The following is a 22,751-nucleotide window of genomic DNA, read 5'->3' on the forward strand; positions in this document are numbered from 1 at the left end:
GTTTTGATTCTGGCTAATTTTCTATTCAAGATGGAATTATTGCTGCTATCAAACTTTTGTTCTTTCCGAACTCAAGTTGACATATCTCATATTCATTATTTCTGTAAGTAGTAAAACTTACCCAAGGAAAAATACATGAACTTGCAAAAAAAAATCTCTGTTATGGCTGCTGCCTCAATTGTAGGCATTTTTGGTATCGCTTCTAATGCTATGGCAGGAGAAGGCGGTGCAGCTGGTAGTGCTGCGTTTACGATAAACGCTACCACAAGTAAGGTAGACAGTGTTGCTGTTGCCGCAGCAGTTGGGAAAAACAGTGCTTTTGCTGGCGCTGCTAGCTTACCATCCTTTGGCATGAACGTAGCAGTATCTCTCGGTTCTGCCAGTCAAATCGATCCCACATTCAATCTGAGTAGTGGAACAATAGTTATCGACGATAATACAGATACCCAGATTAGTTCATCGCAAAACAACAATTTAGATTCACCTCATGCTGTTAAAATTGGTAGCGCATCTGGTGACGAAGTTGTAGATTTTGGTGATAACGTTGTTCCAGAGTAATTCTGAATAACTTTCTATTAGCAATTATTGAGCAATCAAAGAGCGATTGCTGTTCGATCGATTTATTCTATTAGAGATGCAAGCATTTGCATCTCTTTTTTAGCGATTATTTTTTCCACTATTGTTTACCTAGATTAATGATTTAGTAATAATAATTCATTGGTTATTTGAAAGTATTTTTATTGACATGGGTACTTTACTGATACCAACTATATCCGTCAAAGGTAATAGTTTTTTGATTATTAATATGAATGAACTAGAGGGTGTATGGAAGATCGATCCAAAGCAAACTTTGTAAAAATCTCAAGCAGCCAAATCTCTACAGTTTTACGTTCTATACGTTTTATTCAATTGGTAACTGGAACGCTTTTATTTACTACTATCGCTCATCTCAATACCCTAAATGCCTTAGCTCAATCTTCTATATCTGAAACAAAATTGGCTGCCGATCGCCCAATAGTAAATAAACTCTTACATAAATTAAGCTCGAGAAAAACTAAGTCAAGTTTTATTATTTCACCTCATAAGGTTAGCGATCGAGAAATTCATCCCTTCACAACTACTATTATTCTTAACGAGCTGCCGATAAATCACTTAACAGACTGGCAAACGCGCTCTTGGTTGGAGTTTGGCGATCGTTTTAGCGATAATTTCGTATTTCACGGTTTAGTAAAAATTAATAGTGAAATTCAGGAAAGCTTGGCAAAAAATAATATTTTTACTATCGAGCAAACTGGGCAATACATACAAATACATTCAATTAAAAAGTTGAGAGAGGTAACTGTTTACAGAAAACAGCCTCAAACTATGACGGGAATGGAAATGCAGATGAGCTTAGTTGCTGCTTGTTTATTTCCAGACTCTACTTCTGGCGATATATGCAGTTATACTCCAGGTCTAATTACAGATAGAAATAGCATCGATCGAGATTTCTTAGTACCTACTCAACTTCTGCAAACATCTGAGGTAGGTGAGATTGTGAAGCCAGAAACGCTAGCTGTAATTATGCAACCAGGGTTTCAAATGGGAACCAAAGATCAGCAACTTGGATTAGATTTCTATTTTCCTAATGCAGGTACGTATACGAGCGATCGCCAAGCTGAAAAATTGTCGATTACTCGTACAGAAACAATAGACTACAAACCAGGATTAACTTTTTCTAGAGTCAGACAAATTATTAAAGCCAACGATCGAGAAGCAGCACTTGGTTTGACTATTCGCGGTTGGACGGGAATTTTAGACGATAAAAATACACTACTAAATTCAGCCATTCAATTTGGTACTGAGTTACTACCCGATGCTATACCTCAGATTAATGGTTCAACCTTCCAAGCTAATAAAAACGTTAACATCAACCTCTTTTTAGCGGCTAGAAATACTAGAGTTCCAGCCAATAGCTTTACCGCATATCATGCGGGAATCGGTAAAGCGGCTAGTCCAGCATCTCGTCATCAAAAACAGAGCGCTCCTAAAGCTCAGTTTAATAGTTTATGGGTTGGTATTTCTCCAGTTGTAAAACGACACTATAAGAATCACATTCGTTACATACTGTCTAGCGATCGAAGAATTGTAGCAGATGCGGCTGCCGAAGGTGGAGTTAATCAAAATATTGCTTTTGTTTCCGCAGTCAACAACGAAATTTTCTCCACGCCTACCTTAGAAAATTTTTATACACAAATTTATCTGAAAATTTTCGAGCAAGATGTCAATCTAGCTAATTCAACTAAATTAACTGAGGAAACGAGTTACTATCCTCATGTTAGCTTTAGCGGTAACCTGACAGGTTCCCGTAATGTTTTTAGATATTATACAGGAATAATTTTTGCCAAAGAACTGAAACCATACATCGGTTTAGACTACACCAAAAAAGCTCGTCATAATTGGAATTATCAAGCACTGGCGATCGGTTATATCAACCCCGATCGCGAATATTACAGCCATTTAGCTAGCAGCATCTCAAAAACATTTACTTGGAATAAAAATACTAATTTTGTCTTATCAACAGGATTTGACTATATCCTTGATGGAGACGATCGCATTGATGATGCAATCACCATCTCTCCTGAAAGCTCAGTGACTCTAGGAGCAGTGGCAAATGTTGGTGCGGTTTCATTTGGTGTAACTAATTTTTTTGGTGGTATCTTCCCTGAGTCAGTCGATAATACTCTTTTAACAACCTTAGCAGTTCAGTTTTCCAAGACTTTGCGCTTTTCGATTTATTTTTCACCCATCAATGAAAACTCTAGCCGTTCCCGTTATGGTGCTAATCTTCAGTGGCGGCTAGGTAAGCATAAAAATAGCCCCAGCTTAGCAGTCAACTGGAGCAAATACGAGTACGATTTTGGCGAGATCTCTGGACGAGATTTACAAACAAACGATGATATCTTTACCGTTCAGCTGCAAATTGGCTCTTAGTTGCGATCGCCAACTACCAACGACCCATTACCCATCACCCACATTAAATCTTCGTGCCGCATTCAGGACAGAAGTTATTGCTAGAGAGATTTTTCGCACCGCAATTGCTGCAATGCACCACCTCTAGAGCTTTTTCAGCTTTAGGTTGTTTGGGTAAACCCACCATTTGAGCGTTGCTCTTACCAGGAGGAACCATTGGGTAGCAGTTCTCTTCGCGATTGACATGCACGTCCATCAAGACGGGACCATCGTGAGCTAGCATTTGAGCGATCGCCATAGCTAATTCTTCTCGCGTAGAAACCACCATTCCTTTAATGCCATAGGCTTTAGCCAATAGCTCGAAATCTGGCATTGAAGGTTCCATATTCGAGGAAGAATAACGCTCCCCGTAGAACGCTTGCTGCCACTGACGTACCATTCCCTGCCAACCGTTATTGATGATTACGGTTTTGACATTAATGCCAAACTGTGCTAAAGTTCCCAGCTCTTGTAAATTCATTTGGAAACTCGCATCACCACTGATACATATGACTTCTTCATCTGGCAGCGCCACCTTTGCCCCCATAGCCGCAGGCATTCCAAAGCCCATTGTTCCCAAGCCAGCACTAGAGATCCAACGACGGGGACCATTTTTTAAGAATTGCGCCGACCACATTTGATGCTGTCCGACATCGGTTGTGTAGTAAGCATTAGGTGCTTGCTGGCTCAGTTCTACAATTACCTCTTGGGGTGAGAGGCGATCGGCATGACGTGGCACGATTAAAGGATAATCTTCTTTCCAACTCTCGATCCGCTTGAGCCATACTTGAGTTTGGCTAGGATTTTGACATCCCCCCGTTTCTTGGCATCGCCGTAACAACTCGACTAAAACTGTCCGCACGTCGCCCACAATTGGCACTTCTGGGGCGCGGTTTTTCCCAACTTCCGCCGGATCGATATCGATGTGGATGACTTTAGCGCGGGAAGCAAACTCATCTAATTTACCAGTCACGCGATCGTCAAATCTTGCCCCAACAGCAATTAATAAATCGCACTCACTCACGGCAAAATTGGCATATGCCGTACCGTGCATTCCCAACATTCCCACAGCCAAGGAGTTGTGTTCGTCAAAAATCCCTTTGCCCATCAAAGTTGTGGTGACGGGAATTTGGAACATTTCTGCTAGTTGCTGAACTTCTGCATGTGCGCCAGAGGCGATCGCGCCTCCTCCCACATATAGTAATGGGCGCTGGCTCTCCCGGATCAACTGCACTGCTTGCACGATCTGGCGGGGATTTCCCTTGACAGTAGGGCGATACCCAGTCAACCTCACCGTTCCTGGTTCTACAGGTACGTAGTCAAATTCTTCTAGCCCCACATCTTTCGGCACGTCAACCAAAACTGGTCCTGGTCTACCCGTGCTGGCAATGTAGAAAGCTTCCGCCACAATCCGCGCCATATCTGCGGGATCGCGCACTACGTAGGAATGTTTCACGATTGGCAAGGTAATGCCATAAATATCGGTTTCCTGAAACGCATCCGTTCCAATCGCCGCCCGAGGGACTTGTCCCGTTACAACTACCATCGGAATCGAGTCCATATGGGCTGTAGCAATTCCTGTCACTAGGTTTGTTGCCCCAGGTCCAGAAGTGCCAAAACACACGCCTACCTTACCAGTAGCACGGGCATAGCCATCAGCCGCATGAGCTGCGCCTTGTTCGTGTCTGACCAAAATATGTTGAATCCCACCAGCAGCCTCCGCCCGATATAGCTCATCGTAAATTGGTAAAATTGCTCCGCCAGGATAGCCAAAAATATGTTCGACTCCGTGACGCTTGAGGCTGTCAATCAGAGCATAAGCCCCAGTCGCGCGTTTGGGCGTGACTAGAGGCGTAGTAGAAATTGCCGATGAGTTTAGATGACCGTTTTTGATGGAAACACTGTGGGTACGAGATGCTCGCACGGGAAACCTCACGCAGTACTTAGTTAACTAGGGGGATACCTGTATTTATATTTTGTATTTTAAATTGCTGATTAATTATTAAATTTACTCTACTATCTAATATTCAGGATCTCATGACATAGATAAAAAGCGCTGAATCAGCGGGAGTCGAGAGTCGGGGGAAAAGAGCTTCAGGGGCTTCAGGGATAGAGGAGATAAAATAACTAACTGGTCGGGAGTCACTGGTTACTGCTCTCACACTATCGAAACTTTAAGAATTCTTCAACAGTCAAATGGTTTTTCATCCTCCAGAAGCATTTCAATGACCTCACGTAGATTCTCTTGTAACTCATCCAGGGTTTCGCCTTGGGAATGCGCTCCAGGAAAACCAGGGACGTAGCCCACATACAGTTGAGTATCGGTATCTCTCTCGACGATCGCAGTAAAAACTTTCATAACTTCTTTCCCTGCTCCCTGCTCCCTGCCTAAATCGCATCTTTCAAAACTCTACGAGTATTTTGCCATGCCCAGATCCCGATCGCGGTGACAGCGACACTCATTCCAATCAGAACGCTGCGTAAGCCAAAGGCAATGGTTAGCCTTTCGGTAATTAATAGAGGAGCGGAGAGGGCAATATTAATCGCGTGGTTTTGAAAGCCGAATACCTTACCGTGCATTTCCGGTGGAGTTTGCTGTTGAATGAGAGTTTGCATCGGTACGCCGATAAAACCAGCCCCAACACCCAGCAACACAGACAATCCCAAGGCAAGGAATAGACTGTGGGTAAATGTAAATATGCCCAAGACAAACGCCATCATCAAAAATCCGTACAAAGGTAGAGGCTTGTGGTGCAAGCGATCGCCCCAATGACCTAGAATCGCTGCACCGAATACCATACCTACCCCAGCCGCCGCTAGAAAAAAGCCGAATTGCTTTTCTTTCAAGCCAAACTCTGCTGCTAGGCGAATTGCTAGCACGGTTAAAGCAGCAAACACGCAATACAAAGTTGTCATTTGCAACATTGCATTCAACACGAGCCGATTTCGCCGCAAATAGCTCAAACTCTCTTTAAATTCAGTCCAAGCATTTTTTTTCTGTCGTTCTGCTCTTGGGGACTGGTGTTCTTGAAAGCGTATCGGCTGCATGATCCCCGCCGATAGTAGATATAATCCACCCACGACTAACTCTTGTCCTGAATCACCTAAAGAAGATTTCGCCCAGCTTAACAGCGGTTCCCCCACAGCAAAACCAACAATTAACGCGCCCATCATCGTGCTACTGAACAGGGCATTAGCAGACATGAGTTGTTCTCGCTTAACTAGCAAGGGGATCGCCGTTTGCTCGGCGGGGGCAAAAAATTGCGTCACCGTAGAAATAGCAAAAGTCAGCAATAGCAGAATCAGAAATTGCCGTGGTAGAAGCGGAATCATCAGCGTCAATAGCCCTCGTACCACATCAGAACCAACCATAATCGGCTTTTTTGGGACGCGATCGACCAAAATACCGCCAGCAGAACCAAATAGAATCGCTGGTAGAGTAAACGCCATAAATAGGTCAGAACGCCTAGTATCCTCTATACCTGCGGCAAGGGGATAGTTTTCCAACAGGGCGATCGTCAGGACGAGAAAAACTTTATCTGCTAGCTGGGACAGTAGTTGCCCGATCCACAGCAGCATAAAATTTCGGTTGTGCAACAGGGCGCGAAACCCATTCGAGTTAGCAGGCGGTTCGGTGGGAAACATTGAGATTAGGGAGCAGGGAGCAGGGAGCAGGGAGTCGGGAGTTGGGAGTCGGGGACAAGGGAGACAAGGGAAGAATTCTAGTCACTAGCCACTAGCCACCAGCCACTCCCTCGTCTCCGTGTCGTTTTAAAAGCATAGACAAAAATTCAGCTGCCGTCAGGTAAGTGCGGTGTTGCCATTGACTCTCATCTGAGTGTACCCACCAACCTGTAATTGTGGGCAGCGATCGCCATAGTACCAAATGCTCTACTGGCGGATCGGCATAGAAGCTGTCGTTTCCACTACCTAAGAGGGCGGAACTCCAGTGAGTGAAGTAGTCGTGGCTGAGGCGATAGCAAGGAAAGTTGGTAAATAACGGCACTCCCCAGCCGTCTACCGCGATCGCAGCGCGTACTTTGCCTCCCATGAGCTGCCATCCCCAGGCTGCACCAAGTGCGCCTACGACTCCGGCGCTGAAACCGAGGAAAATCAACGACGGCGCTGTTTTTGGACTGCCGAGGCGATCGTGAAGAAACTGTAAAATCCCTACGGCAGATAGGGATAAATACGGATATGGCGGAGAATAAACCAGTAAATTTCCCGTTTCTTTTAGCTGCGATAGAGGGGTAAAACTTGACTCGAAGGTTGTGATTAATGCTTGAGTCAGATGCAAATCGTGGATTCCCGCACAAATAACGACTTTCATGAGTTGAATTTAGAAAGTTTTAAGAAGTCTTTCAGTGTTCTTACTGTAGTTACTCCTGGCTTCTCGAAACGAAACTTTGAAGAATACAAACCTTGTTTTTAAGTATCTAGAGTTTAGATGATTACCGCCGCCCACCAACGGCTGAATGCCTCAGCAGAAAAGTTATCAAAAACAAAATCTTTTATTGGAAATTCAACGCTGTTAGAAGATGAAGCCGCCAGACTAACAGCTCTCTACCAGTGTCAAATCCTCGATACACCGCCAGAACCAGAATTTGATGAAATTGTGCAATTGGCAGCGTTAATTTGCGGCGTTCCCATTGCTAGCATCAGTTTTATCGATCTCGATCGCCAGTGGTTTAAAGCCTGTTTTGGTTGGCAGATCGAGTCCCTCTCGCGCGATCTGGCGTTATGCAAACGAGCGCTACAACAAAAAGAAGTTTTCATTGTCAGCGATGCTTCCACAGATTCTCAGTTGGCTACCCATCCCTTAGTTTGTTCCCAGCCCTACATTCGCTTTCATGCTAGCGTCCCCCTGGTTGTTGCGGAAGGATACGCGATCGGGAGTTTGTGCGCGATCGACCGCACGGCGCGAGAACTCGATTTACAGCAAATAGAAGCATTGCAGTCTTTAGGTCGTCAAGTTGTGAAGTTGTTGGAACAGAGAAGCGATCGCTTTTCATCGACACCAACAGTCAATCGCCAACATTCCAGTAACAAGCGCTTTTTTACCCGCATGGCGCTTGGCTTGGGTTTAGCTTCAGCAACGTTAATTGGGGTAGGAGCAGTGTCTCATCACACTCTGACTAGTCTAGGACGCAATAACGACAAGCAAATCCAGCACTATCGCGTCCTCGAAGACTTGAAAGACATCCATACCTCTATGCAGAAGGCGACGATCGCCAAACATCGCTACATCGCCACTGGACAACCTAGTTATTTAGAACCCTACTACGATGCGGCAAGAGACATTCAAATCAAAGTCATCCATCTCCAGCAGGAAACGAGAAACAATCCTCACCAACAGCGCCGTTTGTCAACTCTGCAACCCCTAATCGAGCAAAAAATTACTGAAATCGAACAAGCAACTTTTTTAAGAAAAACTAAAGGAGCCACAGCCGCTTCCCAAACTACCCTGTTAGAGCAATCGAAGCATCTCACGGATAAAATTGAAGCGATCGTCCAAGAGATGGAAAGCACGGAGTACGCTTTGTTACAGAAGCAGTCGCAAGTGGAATTCACGCGCACTCGTCAATCCATGTTTGCCTTTGCCGCTGCTATTTGCCTGAATATGTTGCTCTTGACTGGAGTTTACGGTTTTACCGATCGCGAAATGAGAGAGCGCCAGCAGGTGACTGAGGCGATCGCCCAGGAACGAGATTTTTCGGAAGCAGTCCTCAATACCGCAGGCGCTTTAGTGGTGGTTCTCGATCCTCAAGGGAAGATTCTCCGCTGTAACCGTACCTGCGAAGAAATGACTGCTCGCACGGCAACAGAAGTGACAGGAAAGTTTTTCTGGGAATTATTTTCGCTCCCTGGTGAAGCTGAATTGCCCAAAACCCACTGGGAAAATTTACTTGCCAGCCAATCGGCAAGCCAATACGAAGGTTACTGTCTCAACCGCGATGGTAATACTCGCCGCATTGCTTGGACGAATACGATTATGCGCGATCGCCAAGGGTTAGTAGAGTACGCGATCGCCTGTGGGATAGATGTTACGGCTCATTCTACTGCTGAAGAAAGCCTGCGTCACAGCGAACAGCATTTACGTAACATTATCAATAGCTTATTCTCCTTTGTTGCCGTTCTCTCGGCTGATGGCACGCTGATCGAAGCCAATCAAGCTTTATTAGATGCAGCCGATCTTCAGCCCAAAGATGTTTTGGGTAAATCCCTGATTCAAACTTACTGGTGGTCTTACTCTCCTACCGTACAAGCCGAGTTGCGATCGGCGATCGATCGCGTCAGTCAGGGTGAAAGGGTGCGTTATGAAGGCGAAGCAAAAGTAGGCGACGATCGATTCATCACGATTGACTTTGCTTTCACGCCGATGTACGATGCCAGCGGTAAAATTAGTTACATCATCGCTTCTGGTACTGATGTAACCGAACGCAAGCAAGCGGAAGCAGAAAGAGTGCAAGCTAACGAGCAACTCAGTAATTGGGTCAACGAACTCAAACAGCGCAACCACGAAATTACTTACCTCAGCTATACCGTTGATGTACTACAAGCTTGTCTTACCCTGGAAGAGGCTTGCACCACCCTAGCTCAACTCGTGCAGTCTCTGTTCCCGCAAGCGTCGGGGGGAATTTTCCTCAACCGCAACACGAAAAGTTTACTAGAACCAGTCGCTACCTGGGGAGTCCCCCTTTTAGCAAATCAGCAAGCTTTTAATCCCGATGATTGTTGGGCGCTACGCTTGGGTAAACCTCACTGGGTTGATGATGCCGACGATGGTTTGCTCTGCAAACACGTACACCACAGCTTACCCGCTGAGTCCTTGTGCGTGCCTTTGATGGCGCATCGAGAAACCTTCGGCGTGCTTTATCTCGGTTCGCTAGAAAAGGGCGTGCTTTCCCCTGCCAAAAGGCAACTGGCGATTGGAGTCGCAGAACATATCGCTCCGACTTTAGCGAATTTAAAACTCCGCGAGACTTTGAAGAACCAGAGCATTCGCGACTCGCTGACTGGTTTATTCAATCGACGTTATATGGAAGAAGCTTTAGAGCGGGAAATGCTACGTTGCGATCGCAAGCAACAGCCACTTTCCATAATTATGCTCGATGTCGATTACTTCAAGCGAATCAACGACACCCTCGGACACGATGCTGGCGATGCCGTATTACGGGAATTGGGACGCTGCTTGCAAAGTTACGTCCGAGGTTCGGATATTGCTTGTCGTTACGGAGGAGAGGAATTTATCCTGATTCTTCCCGAAGCTTCCCTTGGAGTAACGCAATTGCGTGCCGAACAAATCCGCGCCGCTGTCAAACAACTGCATGTCGAATCTTTCGGTCAACCTATAGGAGCAATTACCCTATCTTTAGGAGTCGCTAGCTTTCCCAAGCACGGACTAGAGGGAGAAGCCATTCTCAAAGCTGCCGATACCGCGCTCTATCGCGCTAAGCAAGAAGGACGCGACCGGGCGATCGTTGCCTAATCCCGAGTAGAGACGTTACGTGCAACGTCTCTACTCGATTCTTAAAACATATGTATTTCTCCTATAGATAGACCAATCCCCCCATAGGGGATGCTAACCTAGTTTGAGTAAGAGTAGTACCAGCGATCGCGGGGTATGAGAATTTATACTCTCCCTGCTACGAGCATCAAAAACTGGCAGAACATTTATTCAGGCGAGGCAAGGAAATTGGTAGCAACTCCAGAGAAACAACAACCTCAAGCGCCAGCTCCAAATTCTAACCAAGACAGAGTTGCCGTTTTACTAATGGGTTATGGTGAAGTTGAAAGCTATGCAGATTTCGCCAACTATAACGAACAAGCTTTAAATCTACTTACAGCTAAATTTGCCCCCGTGCCAACGTGGATCTATCCTCCTTTAGCAAAGCTATTGGCAATGTTTGACTTGCACGAGTGGCAGCATCAACACAACCACTTTGTTTCCCCCCATAATGCGATTTTCGAGCAGCAACGGGCGGGGATCGAGCAAGAGTTACAAGCTAAATGGGGCGATCGCGTCCAAGTTTTTAAAGCCTTTAACTTCTGCGCTCCCTACCTTCCAGAGCAAGTTCTCACAGAAATTAAGGCACAAGGATTTGACAAACTACTGATTTATCCTCTACTGGTTGTCGATTCTATTTTTACCAGTGGCATTGCTGTCGAACAAGTTAACAATGCCTTAGCAAAGTTGGCTGATGGTGAAGAACACTGGCTGAAAGGTCAGCGCTATATTCCTTCTTTCTACAACGAACCTACCTACATCAATTTGATGGCGCAGTTGGTAGAAGAAAAAATCGCCGCCGAGCTTGCGTCTGCCTACCTACCTTCGCAAATCGGCATCGTGTTAATGAATCATGGTTGTCCCCACAAAGCTAAGGGTTTCACGTCGGGGATTGCAGAAAGTGAAGCTCTATACGAATTAGTTAGAGAACAACTCATCCACCGCTATCCACTGATCTCTGTAGGCTGGCTCAACCACGATACGCCTTTAATTGAATGGACGCAGCCAAATGCATTCCAAGCAGCGAAAAATTTGATCGATTTGGGCGCAACCGCGATCGTCTTCATGCCAATTGGTTTTGCCACAGAAAATCATGAAACTCTACTAGACGTAGACCACATCATTCACAACTTACGTCGCAAGCATTCCACAATTAGCTACGTGCAAATGCCTTGTGTAAATGCCCATCCCCGCTTTCTGCAAATGGCAGCAGAATGGGCGAATCCTCAAATCGCTGCCCTTCTATCAGAGCAGGCACTCTCAGTTAATCCTCACTTAGCGGTTGTGTCCGCTCACCACCATCACCATCACCACGATGGGCATCATCACCACGACGGACATCACCACCATCATTAAATAAAATAGAGACGTTGTATACAACGTCTCTATATTTTTAGGAAACACCACGCAATTTGCGCGTATTCTCAACTAAACTTTGAGCAAATTGGTCGAAGCGTTGCGATAATTTTTCATCCAATAGCTTGCCATCAGCTCCAAAAGCTTTCCACGCTTGTCCGATCGCAATTTGTTCCGGTATAACCCAAGCGTGAACCCATCTCATAATTAACCGCAGATCGTTGAGAGCGTTGCTATTTGGTTGACCGCCTAACACGCTGATTAGTCCTGCAACTTTACTATCTAGCTGGTCGAAACTCATCAAATCTAAAGCATTCTTCAGTACGCCGCTAATGCTACCGTGGTACTCCGGTGTAGCCAAAATTAAGCCATCAGCCTGCTGGACGGTATTCTGTAACCGTTCTACATCTGGGTAGCCTGGATACTCATCGCCCCCGTGACAAAACGGTAACTGCATCTGCCTTAAATCTAAAATCTCTACCTCTGCTCCTAGTGCTTCGACTCGCCTTGCTGCAATTTCTAATGCGAGTTGGCTGTAGGAATCTTTCCGCAAGCTGCCACCGATACCCACAATCTTAACCATATCTCAATCCTTGTTGACGATATTTATTGAATATTGCAAAAGTAAATCAAAGAGTTTCAGATTTGTCAGCACATTGCAGACTTCGCTTTCATTTTACTATTGCTATTCATAGTCATTACGAGTATGCTTAAATTAAATATAGCGATTTCTACCTTGCTATGTCAAATTTCGGAGAGTGGGAATCAGGAATTGGCAATAGATCGCCGATCGCAAGTCACGAGTCACCAGTCAACACTAACTGATAACTGATAACTGATAACTGACAACTGATTCAGGAAGTTACACTAGAGATTGGAAGAATTGAGTTTATAGCTGGAGCTAAGGCAAAATCTCTTCAATCTGTTAAGTATGAAATAGAACGGTGGATTGTACCTACCGTTCTTAGCAAAACAGTTTATGGGTCAAGGCAGCGACAGAGGGCATTCTAATATGAGAGGTTCGCGCAAACAGTCATTAGATCGGCGATCGCCAGCTGGCAGTAAAGCTATGAATATGGCGAAGCGAAGTCTATGGCATTTGGCAGCAAGCGGAATGATATTGCAGTCAATGCTTGTAGGTACTCCGGTACTGGCGCAAAGAGAAAATTCCAATACGCTGAATTACGGTGAATTGTTACGCAGCATCGATCGCGGAGATGTCACCAGGATAGAGCTTGACCCAGCGCAGAATATTGCTAAAGTTCAGCTCAAGGGACAAAAAGCGGACGAACCACCTAAAGAAGTATTGTTATTACAACAAAATCCAGAATTAATTAACAAAGCTAGAGATCGACAAGTTCCATTGGAAGTGAATTCTTCTGCCGATAGTAGAGCTGCAATGGGTCTGCTAGCGAATTTACTCTGGATCGTGCCTCTGATGGCGTTGATGTTGCTATTGTTACGTCGTTCAGCTAATTCTTCTAATCAAGCCCTGAGTTTTGGCAAGTCTCGCGCTCGATTCCAAATGGAAGCCAAAACAGGCGTAAAATTTGATGACGTAGCGGGGATTGACGAAGCCAAAGAGGAATTGCAAGAAGTCGTTACCTTCCTCAAACAGCCAGAAAAATTTACCGCAGTTGGGGCAAAAATTCCCAAGGGAGTCTTGTTAATTGGACCCCCTGGAACGGGAAAAACATTACTAGCGAAGGCGATCGCGGGTGAAGCAGCAGTCCCATTTTTCAGTATCTCCGGTAGCGAATTCGTGGAAATGTTCGTTGGTGTTGGCGCATCGCGAGTACGGGACTTATTTAAGAAAGCGAAAGAAAATGCCCCTTGCTTAATATTTATCGATGAAATTGACGCGGTAGGCAGACAAAGAGGTGCGGGAATTGGTGGTGGAAACGACGAGAGAGAGCAAACTCTCAACCAACTCCTCACAGAAATGGACGGGTTTGAAGGCAATACGGGAATTATCATCATTGCTGCGACTAACCGTCCTGACGTACTTGATGCGGCATTATTACGTCCCGGTCGATTCGATCGCCAAGTCACAGTCGATCTGCCAGCATACAAAGGACGATTGGGAATTTTACAAGTCCACGCCCGTAATAAGAAAGTGGATGATTCCGTTTCTTTAGAAGCGATCGCCCAACGCACGCCTGGTTTTTCTGGTGCAGATCTAGCGAATTTACTCAACGAAGCGGCGATTCTGACGGCAAGGCGGCGCAAAGAGGCGATTACACCGTTGGAAATTATGGATGCGATCGACCGAATTACGATTGGGTTGTCGCTCACACCTTTATTAGATAGTAAGAAAAAGCGGTTGTTGGCTTACCACGAAATCGGACACGCTTTATTAATTACGTTGCTGAAAAATTCCGATCCTCTAAATAAGGTGACAATTATTCCCCGTTCGGGCGGAATTGGTGGTTTTGCTCAGAGCGTACCCGACGAAGAAAATGTAGATAGTAGCTACTTGCGGAGTCGCGCTTGGATTTTAGACCGAATTGCGATCGCCCTGGGAGGATTAGCCACTGAAGCCGAGGTATTTGGCGATTCAGAAGTCACTACGGGCGCTTCTGGAGACTTGAAAATGGTGGCTAACCTAGCACGAGAAATGGTGACATTATATGGAATGTCAGATTTAGGTCCAGTCGCTTTAGAAAGCCCCGATAACGAGGTATTTTTAGGGGGAGGGTGGATGGAGCGATCGGAATATTCCGAAGAAATGGCAAGAAAAATCGACAATCAAGTTAGGGCGATCGCAACTGAAGCATTTACAAAAGCGCGGACGATTATCCGCGAAAATCGCGATTTAGTCGATCGCTTAGTAGATTTGTTAGTCGATAACGAGACAATTGAAGGCGAACAATTCCGGCAAATTGTCACCGAATACATGCAAGAAAAAGAGCAAAAATTATCCGTTGTTTAGTTTTGACTTGTTAGTAGGGTGGGCAATGCCCACCCTACTTTTTTATGGCTTAAAATGATGCTTTATTTAACAAGTATGATAAATGCGATCGAATAACTTCTTGGGGCGCTGTTCTATTGGTAGTATGTACAGATGTGCATACTATAATTGAGATGGCTTACCAATGAAAACAGAATATGATTTTAGTCGGGGTAAACGAGGGGCGATCGATCCAACACCACCCGGAAAAACTCGTATCACAATTCGGTTAGATGACGAAGTTTTAGCATGGTTTCGCGAACAAGCTCACAGTGCAGGCGGAGGAAATTATCAAACTATGATTAACGAAGCTCTGCGCCAGCATATTCAGCAGAGTCACGAACCTTTAGAGGAAATCTTACGCAGAGTGGTTCGCGAAGAACTTGAACGTATTAAGCGCTAAGGTGCTTGTTGATGGCTAACACGTCACGGCAGCGAACGAACGAAAGCCTTTGGTGCTGAGTTCAAGAGGTTATCTACCGCCACTTTTGCATACTCATTGGTGTAGATTGTGGTGAACTACACTAAAGCTATCTTTGAGGAGCATTCATGAAAGCGATTGTCTGCACGGAATACGGATCGCCGCAGGTTATGCAGTTAAAGGAGGTAGAAAAACCTACTCCCAAGGATAATGAAGTATTGATAAGAATACATGCGACAACAGTAACGTCGGCGGATTTGCGCCTACGAAAGGCTGACCCATTCGCCGTACGATTTTTCTATGGTTTCATAAAACCTAAAAAGAGTGCGATCCTGGGGAGCGAGCTAGCTGGAGAAATTGAAGCGGTTGGCAAAAATGTAACGCAATTCCAAGCAGGCGATCGGGTGTTTGCTGGAGCAGGAATCGGTCTTGGCGCTAATGCTGAGTACATATGTCTGCCTGAAGCAGGAGCGATTGCCATAAAGCCCACTAACATGACCTATGAAGAAGCCGCCGCCATTCCTTTTGGGGCAACAACTTCACTGATTTTCCTTAGAGATAAGGGCAAGATTCAGAGCGGACAAAAAGTTCTGATCTATGGGGCTTCTGGAGCGTTAGGTACGGCTGCCGTGCAGCTTGCCAAGTACTTTGAAACAGAAGTGACTGGGGTATGTAGTACGGCAAATTTAGAATTAGTGAAATCTCTGGGAGCCGACGCGGTAATCGATCGCACTCAAGAAGATTTTACGAAAAGCGGTAAGACCTACGATATTATTTTTGATACGGTAGGCAAGAGTTCGTTTTCAGGTTGTCTGCGATCGCTCAAGCAAAAAGGAATTTATCTCAGAGCTGTCCACATAGATTTGTCCCCGATACTTCGAGGACTATGGACTTCAATGACAAGCAGCAAGAAAGTCATAGGCGGGATAGCAATCGAGCGTAAAGCAGATTTAATTTTTCTCAAAGAGCTGATTGAGGCGGGGAAGATAAAATCAGTTATCGATCGGCGTTATCCATTGGAACAAACTGCCGAGGCTCACAGGTATGTCGAACAAGGACACAAACAAGGAAGTGTTGTCATAACTGTGAAGCACGATCGCCAAACCTAAGAAAAATTTAAAGTGAATACCAAATCAACTCTATTTTTCTTCTGTGGAAAAATGGCTGCGGGAAAATCTACGTTAGCCAGACAAATAGCCAAAGAATACAACGCGATTCTTGTCGTTGAAGACGAGCTACTTGTCCAACTTTACCCTGACGAAATTGTCGATATTCCAAGCTATATTAAATACTCGCCACGCCTTCGGACTGCGATTTCATCCCATGTCAGCGATCTCCTCTCTAGAGGAATATCGGTCGTTCTAGATTTTTCAGCCAACACAATCAACCAACGCAAGTGGTTTCGCGGACTGTTTGAGAAAGCTAATGCAGCTCATAGGCTATATTTCATTAACGCAACTGATGACCTTTGCAAACGTCAATTAAAAGAGCGAAGTAAAAATCAATCGGAATCAGCTTTTGCCAGCGATACAGTTTTTGAGGAAATCACCAAGTACTTTCAGCCTCCCTCCGAGGATGAGCAGTTTAACATTGTCGTCTACGATCGCTCTTGAAGACGTGCGATACAACCCTTGTGAATTACCTATAGCAAGGTGATAATTGTGGCGATCGCTCCCTCGTGCTATCCACTCGTGCTATCCATAAGTTATGCAGCAAGATTTTCCAGCACTGGCTGAACTGTACAAGAATGCTCTGCTCAACGATGTGATTCCGTTTTGGGAACGGCATTCCATCGACTGGCAACAAGGCGGCTACTTTACTTGTCTCGATCGCGCGGGGAAAGTTTACGATACCGACAAGTTTATCTGGTTGCAAAATCGCCAAGTCTGGATCTTCTCCATGCTGTACGAGCGACTAGAAAAACGTCCAGAATGGCTTAAAATTGCGGCAAATGGCGCAAATTTTCTAGCAAAACACGGACGAGATCCTGAAGGTAATTGGTTCTTTGCACTCGATCGCGCTGGCAATCCTTTGGTACAACCATACAATATCTTTTCTGATTGCTTCGCAGCAATGGCATTTAGTAAGTATGCCTTAGCATCGGGAGAAGATTGGGCAAAAGATATCGCCTTGCAAGCTTACAACAACGTCTTGCGCCGCCAGAATAACCCCAAAGGTAAATATAACAAAGCATATCCTGGGACGCGATCGCTCAAATCGCTCGCAGTACCGATGATCTTAGCCAACTTGTCTCTAGAAATGGACTGGCTGTTACCCAGCGATCGCCTAGAGGAAATTTTAGCCGCCACCGTGCGCGAAGTTATGACCGATTTTTTAGATGGCGATCGCGGGTTAATGTATGAAAACGTGACTCCCGATGGTTCCCATATTGACTGTTTTGATGGCAGGCTGATTAATCCCGGTCATGGGATTGAAGCTATGTGGTTCATCATCGATATTGCACGCCGCCACAACGATCCGAAAACGATTAACCAAGCGGTTGACGTAATCCTCAACATTCTCAACTTTGCCTGGGATAATGAATACGGTGGCTTGTACTATTTTATGGATGCTGATGGACATCCGCCTCAGCAACTGGAATGGAGTCAAAAACTGTGGTGGGTGCATTTAGAATCATTGGTAGCGCTGGCAATGGGATATCGCCTGACGGGACGCGAAGCGTGTTGGGAGTGGTATCAAAAAATGCACGACTACACTTGGTCGCATTTTGCCGATCCTGAATATGGCGAATGGTTCGGTTACTTAGATCGCCAGGGACAAGTATTATTAAACCTTAAAGGTGGCAAATGGAAAGGTTGTTTCCACGTTCCACGGGCGCTATATCTTTGTTGGCAACAGTTATCAGTGACTAGTGACTAGTGACCAGTTATCAGTTATCAGTTATCAGTTATCAGTTATCAGTTATCAATGACCGGCGGCTAGTGAATAGATAAAGAATCCAGCCACTAGCCGCCAGCCACTCGCCAACTCCCGGCTCTCCTCGCAGATAAGAGAAAAACTAAGTTAGTCTCGATACAGATTTTTACTAAGCGGTTTTAGTACCATTAAATAAATTAAAACTCCGATCTAATCAAGCACAACTAAAATTGAAATTAGCAGTGGTGCGAATTAGGTTGGTGCGTGTTTGCAATATACGTACTTATTTGCCGACCTATGGAGTGTAGAAGTTTACTCGAACCTCGCGCTTGTTTTGACAAGCTAAAGCTATGCTCTACCTACGATTTTCTCTTATTGCAACTGCTATATTGCTAGTAACAGCCGCCTTGGGTCAACCAGTTTTAGCTCAAACAGAGGTTAACTCTGGTATAAATAAAATCTCAACAGTTGAAAGTTTACAGAAGCAAACGATCGCCCGAGGAAATGCAGAAATTTTAGGCACGATAGAACTAGAAACCTCAACAAAGCGATCGCCTGCTCCCGCCAGACTGCCAGCCACTAGAACCATCCAAATTAAGCCATTACAAAGAGATTTATTTACCCCTAGACCAGTCACGCCAGCAGAAGCAGACGCAACAATTGACCGAGGGATTCAAGTTATTATCGATAACCCGTAAATAAGCAAGTCGGTAGTTTAGCGAGTAGTCAGTGACAGTTGGCGAGCGGTGAGTCATTTAGTATAAATTCTTTCCTGCCCCCTACCCGGAGCCGACCTATTCGCTACTTGCCTGTATACAATTTTACGGTTAAGATCTGCTGCTATCTCTAGACAAGTTTACAAAATTTTGATAAGTTCCTGTTTTAGGAGTTAAGTTAACGCCCGAACAAATATAACCTAGTAAATACAAAACCCAATTTTACTTCTACGGCGGAAAACTAGAAAAAGTCAACTATCAACAACTACAACCAGATATTTTTTACTTTAGCTGAAATTTATAGATGAAAACCGTTTTAGTTGTTGAAGACAGCCCGACCGATCGACGGTTGATAGTGGCTTTGTTGCAACAAGTTGGCTTGAATGTGGTTTGTGTTGACTCGGCAGAATCTGCTTTGCACTGGTTGTCAGTCAACCACCGACCAGATCTGATCGTATTAGATATTGTTATGCCTGGGATAAGCGGACTCGATTTATGTCGCCAACTGCGTGCTAGTCCGACATTTGAAGATATATCAATTATTTTTTGTTCCTCGAAAGATCAGGAATTCGATCGGTTTTGGGCTTTACGTCAAGGAGGAGATGCTTATATTGCTAAACCTTTTGCACCACTCGATCTAGTCCAGACAGTATGTAGTCATCTCAGTTAGTCACCGCATTCCACTGCCTAGTTGGCTCTAATGCTCACCGAATACTTTCACATTCAGCTATCGCCGGTAATCGAACTGTTATTACCGTTGGAACAGACGGTAGGTGTAGTAACCTTAACGCTAGAGCAAATTTGCCCCATCCCTGGCGTAGCATCAACATTGTTAGGGGTAGCAAATCAGCGTGGTAAGTTGTTGTGGGTACTAGATTTAAGCGGGTTGTTGGGGCTAGTTAGTTCGGTCAAAAACGCTCATGCCAAGACCAACTTAACTCTTGTCGTGCTGAACGGGAGCGGTCACGTGGCAAGAGAGCAAGATTCGCGGCAAGTCGGCTGTGTGGTGTCGCTGCTCAAGGGAATTGTATCGCTTGATTCAGAGCAGTTACAGCCCGTACCGACAGAATTTCCGCCAGCTTTAAAGCTCTATGGCATTGGTGTTGCCCAGATCGAACGCCCCGTAACTGCTCTGAATGTGAATGCTATTTTTACGGCTCTATCCACCTGCGATCGCACCTCAGTACATCCATGACAGCATCTAGCAAAAGTTATCCAAATCTGCCCACGCCACAGCACATTGCGGCGCTAGCAGCAGAAGTCGAACGCGAACCAAAAGATTTGGTGAATAAAATTACGCTCGCGAATGCCTTAGAGCAGACGGGAGATGTTATCAAAGCTGCCGCATTTTACCGAGAAGCGATCGCGCAAGATCCCGATGGAATTTACGGCTCTGTGGCAAGAAAGGCGCTGGAAACTCTGGAAAAATCTGATAGGTGGCAAGAGGCGAATAGCTGGGGAACGGGCAAACCACTGTCAGAATCAAAATCAAGTCTGGGGGAGGCGCTAGAAAGTCCTGTTAGTCCACAGCCACTCTTGCTCAAAATGAGAGTAGCTGGTAGCAGAATTACCAACGTCTGGCAACACTTCAACTTCCGCACCAAACTCGCCATTGCTTTAATAATTAGCACCGCCCTGCCAATCGTCGTCATCACACAAGGAATTGTCACAGTCACCCGAGACACCCTACTGCAAAAAGCCAAGCAGTCATTACAAAGGGACGGGTCGTACTTCACTGAAGACTACGTGATGTGGAGTGTGGACGAGGCACAGACAGAGGCAGATACGATCGCTCGGCTGATCGAAACTTTGAAGATCGATTTGAACAGTCAAAGGCAAGTCAGTGCGTATCGACAGCAATTGCAAACCTACATGGAAAGTTTGAAAGTTTCCGATGAAAGCGACTCAGTAGAAAAAAACTTGAGAATTGTCACCGATGCTCGGGGTAGAACGGTAGCCCAATACATTCAAACCTTATCCCCAGGATCGTTCAACCCCTCCGCCGAACAACTTCAACTCTCACCACAATATCAGCCCGTGTCCTTGCCCTTGGGGATAAATGTGGCAGATATTCCCATCATTCAAAATGCCTTGCGCACGGGCAAAACGCTGCAAGGCATGGAGTTATGGAAGGGAGATTTTCTCAAACGTTTGGGGCAAGACAAACAAGCAAATATCAGGTTACGGTCGCCAGCTCAAGCAGCACAGCCTTCAACTGCAAGTCAAGCCAGCATCGATGGTGGGAAAGCTGCTTTAGTGGGTGTCGTCGTCCACCCGATCGAAATCAACAATCGAGTCGTAGGCACTGTCATTGTCGGCTCAGTGGAAAACCGGAACTTTTTAAATAACGATAGTATAAAACAACGGGTGGGCATTCCCATCTCGGCAGTCTATGCCCAAGACTGGCGAATTTCCTCTAATATTCCGGCTGGCGACGGCAAAACCCGAGATATCGGCACGCGATCGCCTCAAGCTATAGCCGCCACCGTTCTCGGTAAAGGACAAGAATTCATTACTAAAACAACAATTGCTGGTGCAGAATATCTGGGCATATACCTACCATTGTACGACCACCAGCAAGAACTCAATCCGACCAAAGCCAAGCCTGTAGGCATGACCTTTGTAGCTCGCCCAATGTCAGAATTAGACGAGCTGCTTGCCCAACAGCAAAAAACAGCCTATGGAATTGGAGTGGGAATGCTATTAATAGCAGCATTGATGGCAATTCCAATTGCCAGTACCTTTGCCCGCCCGCTCAGACGACTAGCAGAATTCGCTCAGGCAGTAGGTGAGGGCAAGCAGGGAGAGAGATTAGAAAATTCTCAGCGCGGCGACGAAATAGGCATTCTAGCGCGGCAATTAAATGCGATGACGGCAAACATTGAAGCGAACCTAGAGGCAATGCGCACCTCAGAAACCCGCCAGCGTCAGGAAAAAGAAAGGCTACAGCGGGGCATGATCAACTTGCTATTAGAGACGGAAACAGTTAAACACGGCGACTTAACTGTCAGAGCTAAAGTCTCGCAGGGGGAAACAGGCGCAATTTCTGATGCATTTAATACAGTTATTGCCAGCTTGCGCGAGATAGTCTTGCAAGTTAAATCAGCCGCCGAACAGGTGCAAATTTCAGCAGTAGATAGCGAAGCTTCTGTAGAAAAACTTGCCTGTGAAGCCAACACCCAAGCCGAAACAGTGGCAGAAGCATTGACTTCGGTAGAAGAAATGGAACAATCGATTCAAGCGATCGCCAGTTCTGCCCAAACCGCCGCCACCATCGCTCGTCAGGCACTAGGTGCAGCCCAAGATAGCGATCGGACGATGGATGAAACCGTCAATAGCATGGAAACACTCCGCGCTAATGTTTGGGAGACAACGGTAAAAGCCAAACGGCTAGCGGAATCTTCCCAAGAAATTTCTAAAATCGTCAGCATTATCTCGACAATCTCTGAAAAAACCAACGTCCTCGCCTTCAACGCCGCGATCGAAGCAACGAGAGCTGGAGAAAATGGGAAAGGCTTTCGCCTCGTAGCTAACGAAGTCAGGCGCTTAGCAGAAAGAGTCACAGACGCAACTAAAGAAATTGACCGACTGGTACGAACTATCCAGCAAGGAACCAGCGATGTGCTAAAAACGATGGAAGTTAGCAACGCCTCTGTAGCAATAGGAACTCAGCTGGTGGCAAAAACGAAAACTAACTTGCAAGATATGGCACAGATCGGTCAAGAAATCGACCAATTGTTGCAATCAATTTCCGTGCGGACAGTTTCTCAAGCAGATAACTCCTGTATGGTCAATCAAACCATGCAGACAGTAGCAGCGATCGCCCAAACAACTTCGACCGAATCTGCTGCCGTGCTATCTACTCTACAAGAACTCCTTGAGGTCGCCCGCGAACTCCAACTTTCCGTGTCCCGATTTCGAGTAGAAGATTAA

The 22,751-nt window shown here is 45.6% G+C and carries 18 protein-coding genes; 13 read left to right on the top strand and 5 right to left on the bottom strand.

Going from position 1 to position 22,751, the window contains the following annotated elements; translation table 11 throughout:
* Positions 1–135 precede the first annotated feature (135 nt).
* Together QH73_RS26930 and QH73_RS26935 are read left to right on the top strand one after the other, a co-directional pair.
* Positions 136–558 carry a hypothetical protein gene (locus tag QH73_RS26930; protein WP_052289777.1) on the top strand — a complete coding sequence of 141 codons (423 nt, stop codon included), beginning with the start codon at positions 136–138 and terminating at the stop codon, positions 556–558.
* A gap of 267 nt (positions 559–825) precedes the next feature.
* The gene (locus tag QH73_RS26935; protein WP_132867281.1) at positions 826–2,973 is read left to right on the top strand and encodes a hypothetical protein; all 2,148 of its coding nucleotides are present in this window, start codon (positions 826–828) and stop codon (positions 2,971–2,973) included.
* A gap of 43 nt (positions 2,974–3,016) precedes the next feature.
* On the opposite strand, the gene ilvB is transcribed toward QH73_RS26935, so the two are convergent.
* The 4 genes from ilvB to QH73_RS26955 form a co-directional block, all read right to left on the bottom strand.
* Positions 3,017–4,885, bottom strand: coding sequence for a biosynthetic-type acetolactate synthase large subunit (gene ilvB, locus QH73_RS26940; RefSeq protein WP_052289915.1), 1,869 nt, complete (start codon positions 4,883–4,885; stop codon positions 3,017–3,019).
* Positions 4,886–5,176: 291 nt separating this feature from the next.
* Complete coding sequence (locus QH73_RS26945) at positions 5,177–5,350, bottom strand: type II toxin-antitoxin system HicB family antitoxin (RefSeq protein WP_132867283.1); 174 nt, start codon at positions 5,348–5,350, stop codon at positions 5,177–5,179.
* A gap of 29 nt (positions 5,351–5,379) precedes the next feature.
* Positions 5,380–6,636 carry an MFS transporter gene (locus QH73_RS26950; RefSeq protein WP_039713668.1) on the bottom strand — a complete coding sequence of 419 codons (1,257 nt, stop codon included), beginning with the start codon at positions 6,634–6,636 and terminating at the stop codon, positions 5,380–5,382.
* A gap of 91 nt (positions 6,637–6,727) precedes the next feature.
* Entirely contained in the window at positions 6,728–7,321 is a 594-nt protein-coding gene (locus QH73_RS26955) for a hypothetical protein (protein ID WP_039713667.1), read from the bottom strand.
* Between the two features lie 117 nt (positions 7,322–7,438).
* Here QH73_RS26955 and QH73_RS26960 point away from each other — a divergent pair, with 117 nt between their 5' ends.
* Entirely contained in the window at positions 7,439–10,480 is a 3,042-nt protein-coding gene (locus QH73_RS26960) for a diguanylate cyclase (protein WP_052289775.1), read from the top strand.
* A gap of 207 nt (positions 10,481–10,687) precedes the next feature.
* Positions 10,688–11,854: a ferrochelatase gene (locus QH73_RS26965; RefSeq protein ID WP_039714540.1), complete on the top strand. Its 1,167-nt coding sequence runs from the start codon at positions 10,688–10,690 to the stop codon at positions 11,852–11,854.
* Between the two features lie 37 nt (positions 11,855–11,891).
* On the opposite strand, the gene QH73_RS26970 is transcribed toward QH73_RS26965, so the two are convergent.
* Complete coding sequence (locus tag QH73_RS26970) at positions 11,892–12,437, bottom strand: NADPH-dependent FMN reductase (protein WP_015156693.1); 546 nt, start codon at positions 12,435–12,437, stop codon at positions 11,892–11,894.
* 486 nt (positions 12,438–12,923) lie between these two features.
* On the opposite strand from QH73_RS26970, the gene ftsH reads away from it, so the two are divergent.
* The 9 genes from ftsH (at position 12,924) to QH73_RS27015 (ending at position 22,751) form a co-directional block, all read left to right on the top strand.
* Positions 12,924–14,786 (top strand): ATP-dependent zinc metalloprotease FtsH, encoded by a 1,863-nt coding sequence (gene ftsH, locus QH73_RS26975; protein WP_052289914.1) that lies wholly within the window; start codon positions 12,924–12,926, stop codon positions 14,784–14,786.
* Between the two features lie 163 nt (positions 14,787–14,949).
* A complete protein-coding gene (locus QH73_RS26980; protein WP_039713666.1) occupies positions 14,950–15,207 on the top strand; it encodes a BrnA antitoxin family protein in 258 nt (85 codons plus the stop codon).
* Between the two features lie 146 nt (positions 15,208–15,353).
* Positions 15,354–16,334, top strand: a complete 981-nt coding sequence (locus tag QH73_RS26985; RefSeq protein WP_039713665.1) for an NAD(P)-dependent alcohol dehydrogenase — start codon at positions 15,354–15,356, stop codon at positions 16,332–16,334.
* Between the two features lie 12 nt (positions 16,335–16,346).
* Positions 16,347–16,838, top strand: a complete 492-nt coding sequence (locus QH73_RS26990; RefSeq protein WP_132867285.1) for a P-loop nucleotide/nucleoside kinase family protein — start codon at positions 16,347–16,349, stop codon at positions 16,836–16,838.
* A gap of 94 nt (positions 16,839–16,932) precedes the next feature.
* Complete coding sequence (locus QH73_RS26995) at positions 16,933–18,105, top strand: n-acyl-d-glucosamine 2-epimerase (RefSeq protein WP_039713663.1); 1,173 nt, start codon at positions 16,933–16,935, stop codon at positions 18,103–18,105.
* Positions 18,106–18,452: 347 nt separating this feature from the next.
* Positions 18,453–18,800 (top strand): hypothetical protein, encoded by a 348-nt coding sequence (locus QH73_RS27000; RefSeq protein WP_132867287.1) that lies wholly within the window; start codon positions 18,453–18,455, stop codon positions 18,798–18,800.
* A gap of 322 nt (positions 18,801–19,122) precedes the next feature.
* Positions 19,123–19,488: a response regulator transcription factor gene (locus tag QH73_RS27005; protein WP_039713661.1), complete on the top strand. Its 366-nt coding sequence runs from the start codon at positions 19,123–19,125 to the stop codon at positions 19,486–19,488.
* A 30-nt stretch (positions 19,489–19,518) separates the two neighbouring features.
* Positions 19,519–20,013 (top strand): chemotaxis protein CheW, encoded by a 495-nt coding sequence (locus tag QH73_RS27010; protein ID WP_039713660.1) that lies wholly within the window; start codon positions 19,519–19,521, stop codon positions 20,011–20,013.
* On the top strand, positions 20,010–22,751 hold the full coding sequence (locus QH73_RS27015) for a methyl-accepting chemotaxis protein (protein WP_052289774.1): 2,742 nt from the start codon (positions 20,010–20,012) through the stop codon (positions 22,749–22,751). Before QH73_RS27010 ends, QH73_RS27015 begins: the two co-directional genes overlap by 4 nt.

The sequence above is a fragment of the Scytonema millei VB511283 genome, from assembly GCF_000817735.3.
Lineage (GTDB): Bacteria > Cyanobacteriota > Cyanobacteriia > Cyanobacteriales > Chroococcidiopsidaceae > Chroococcidiopsis > Chroococcidiopsis millei_B.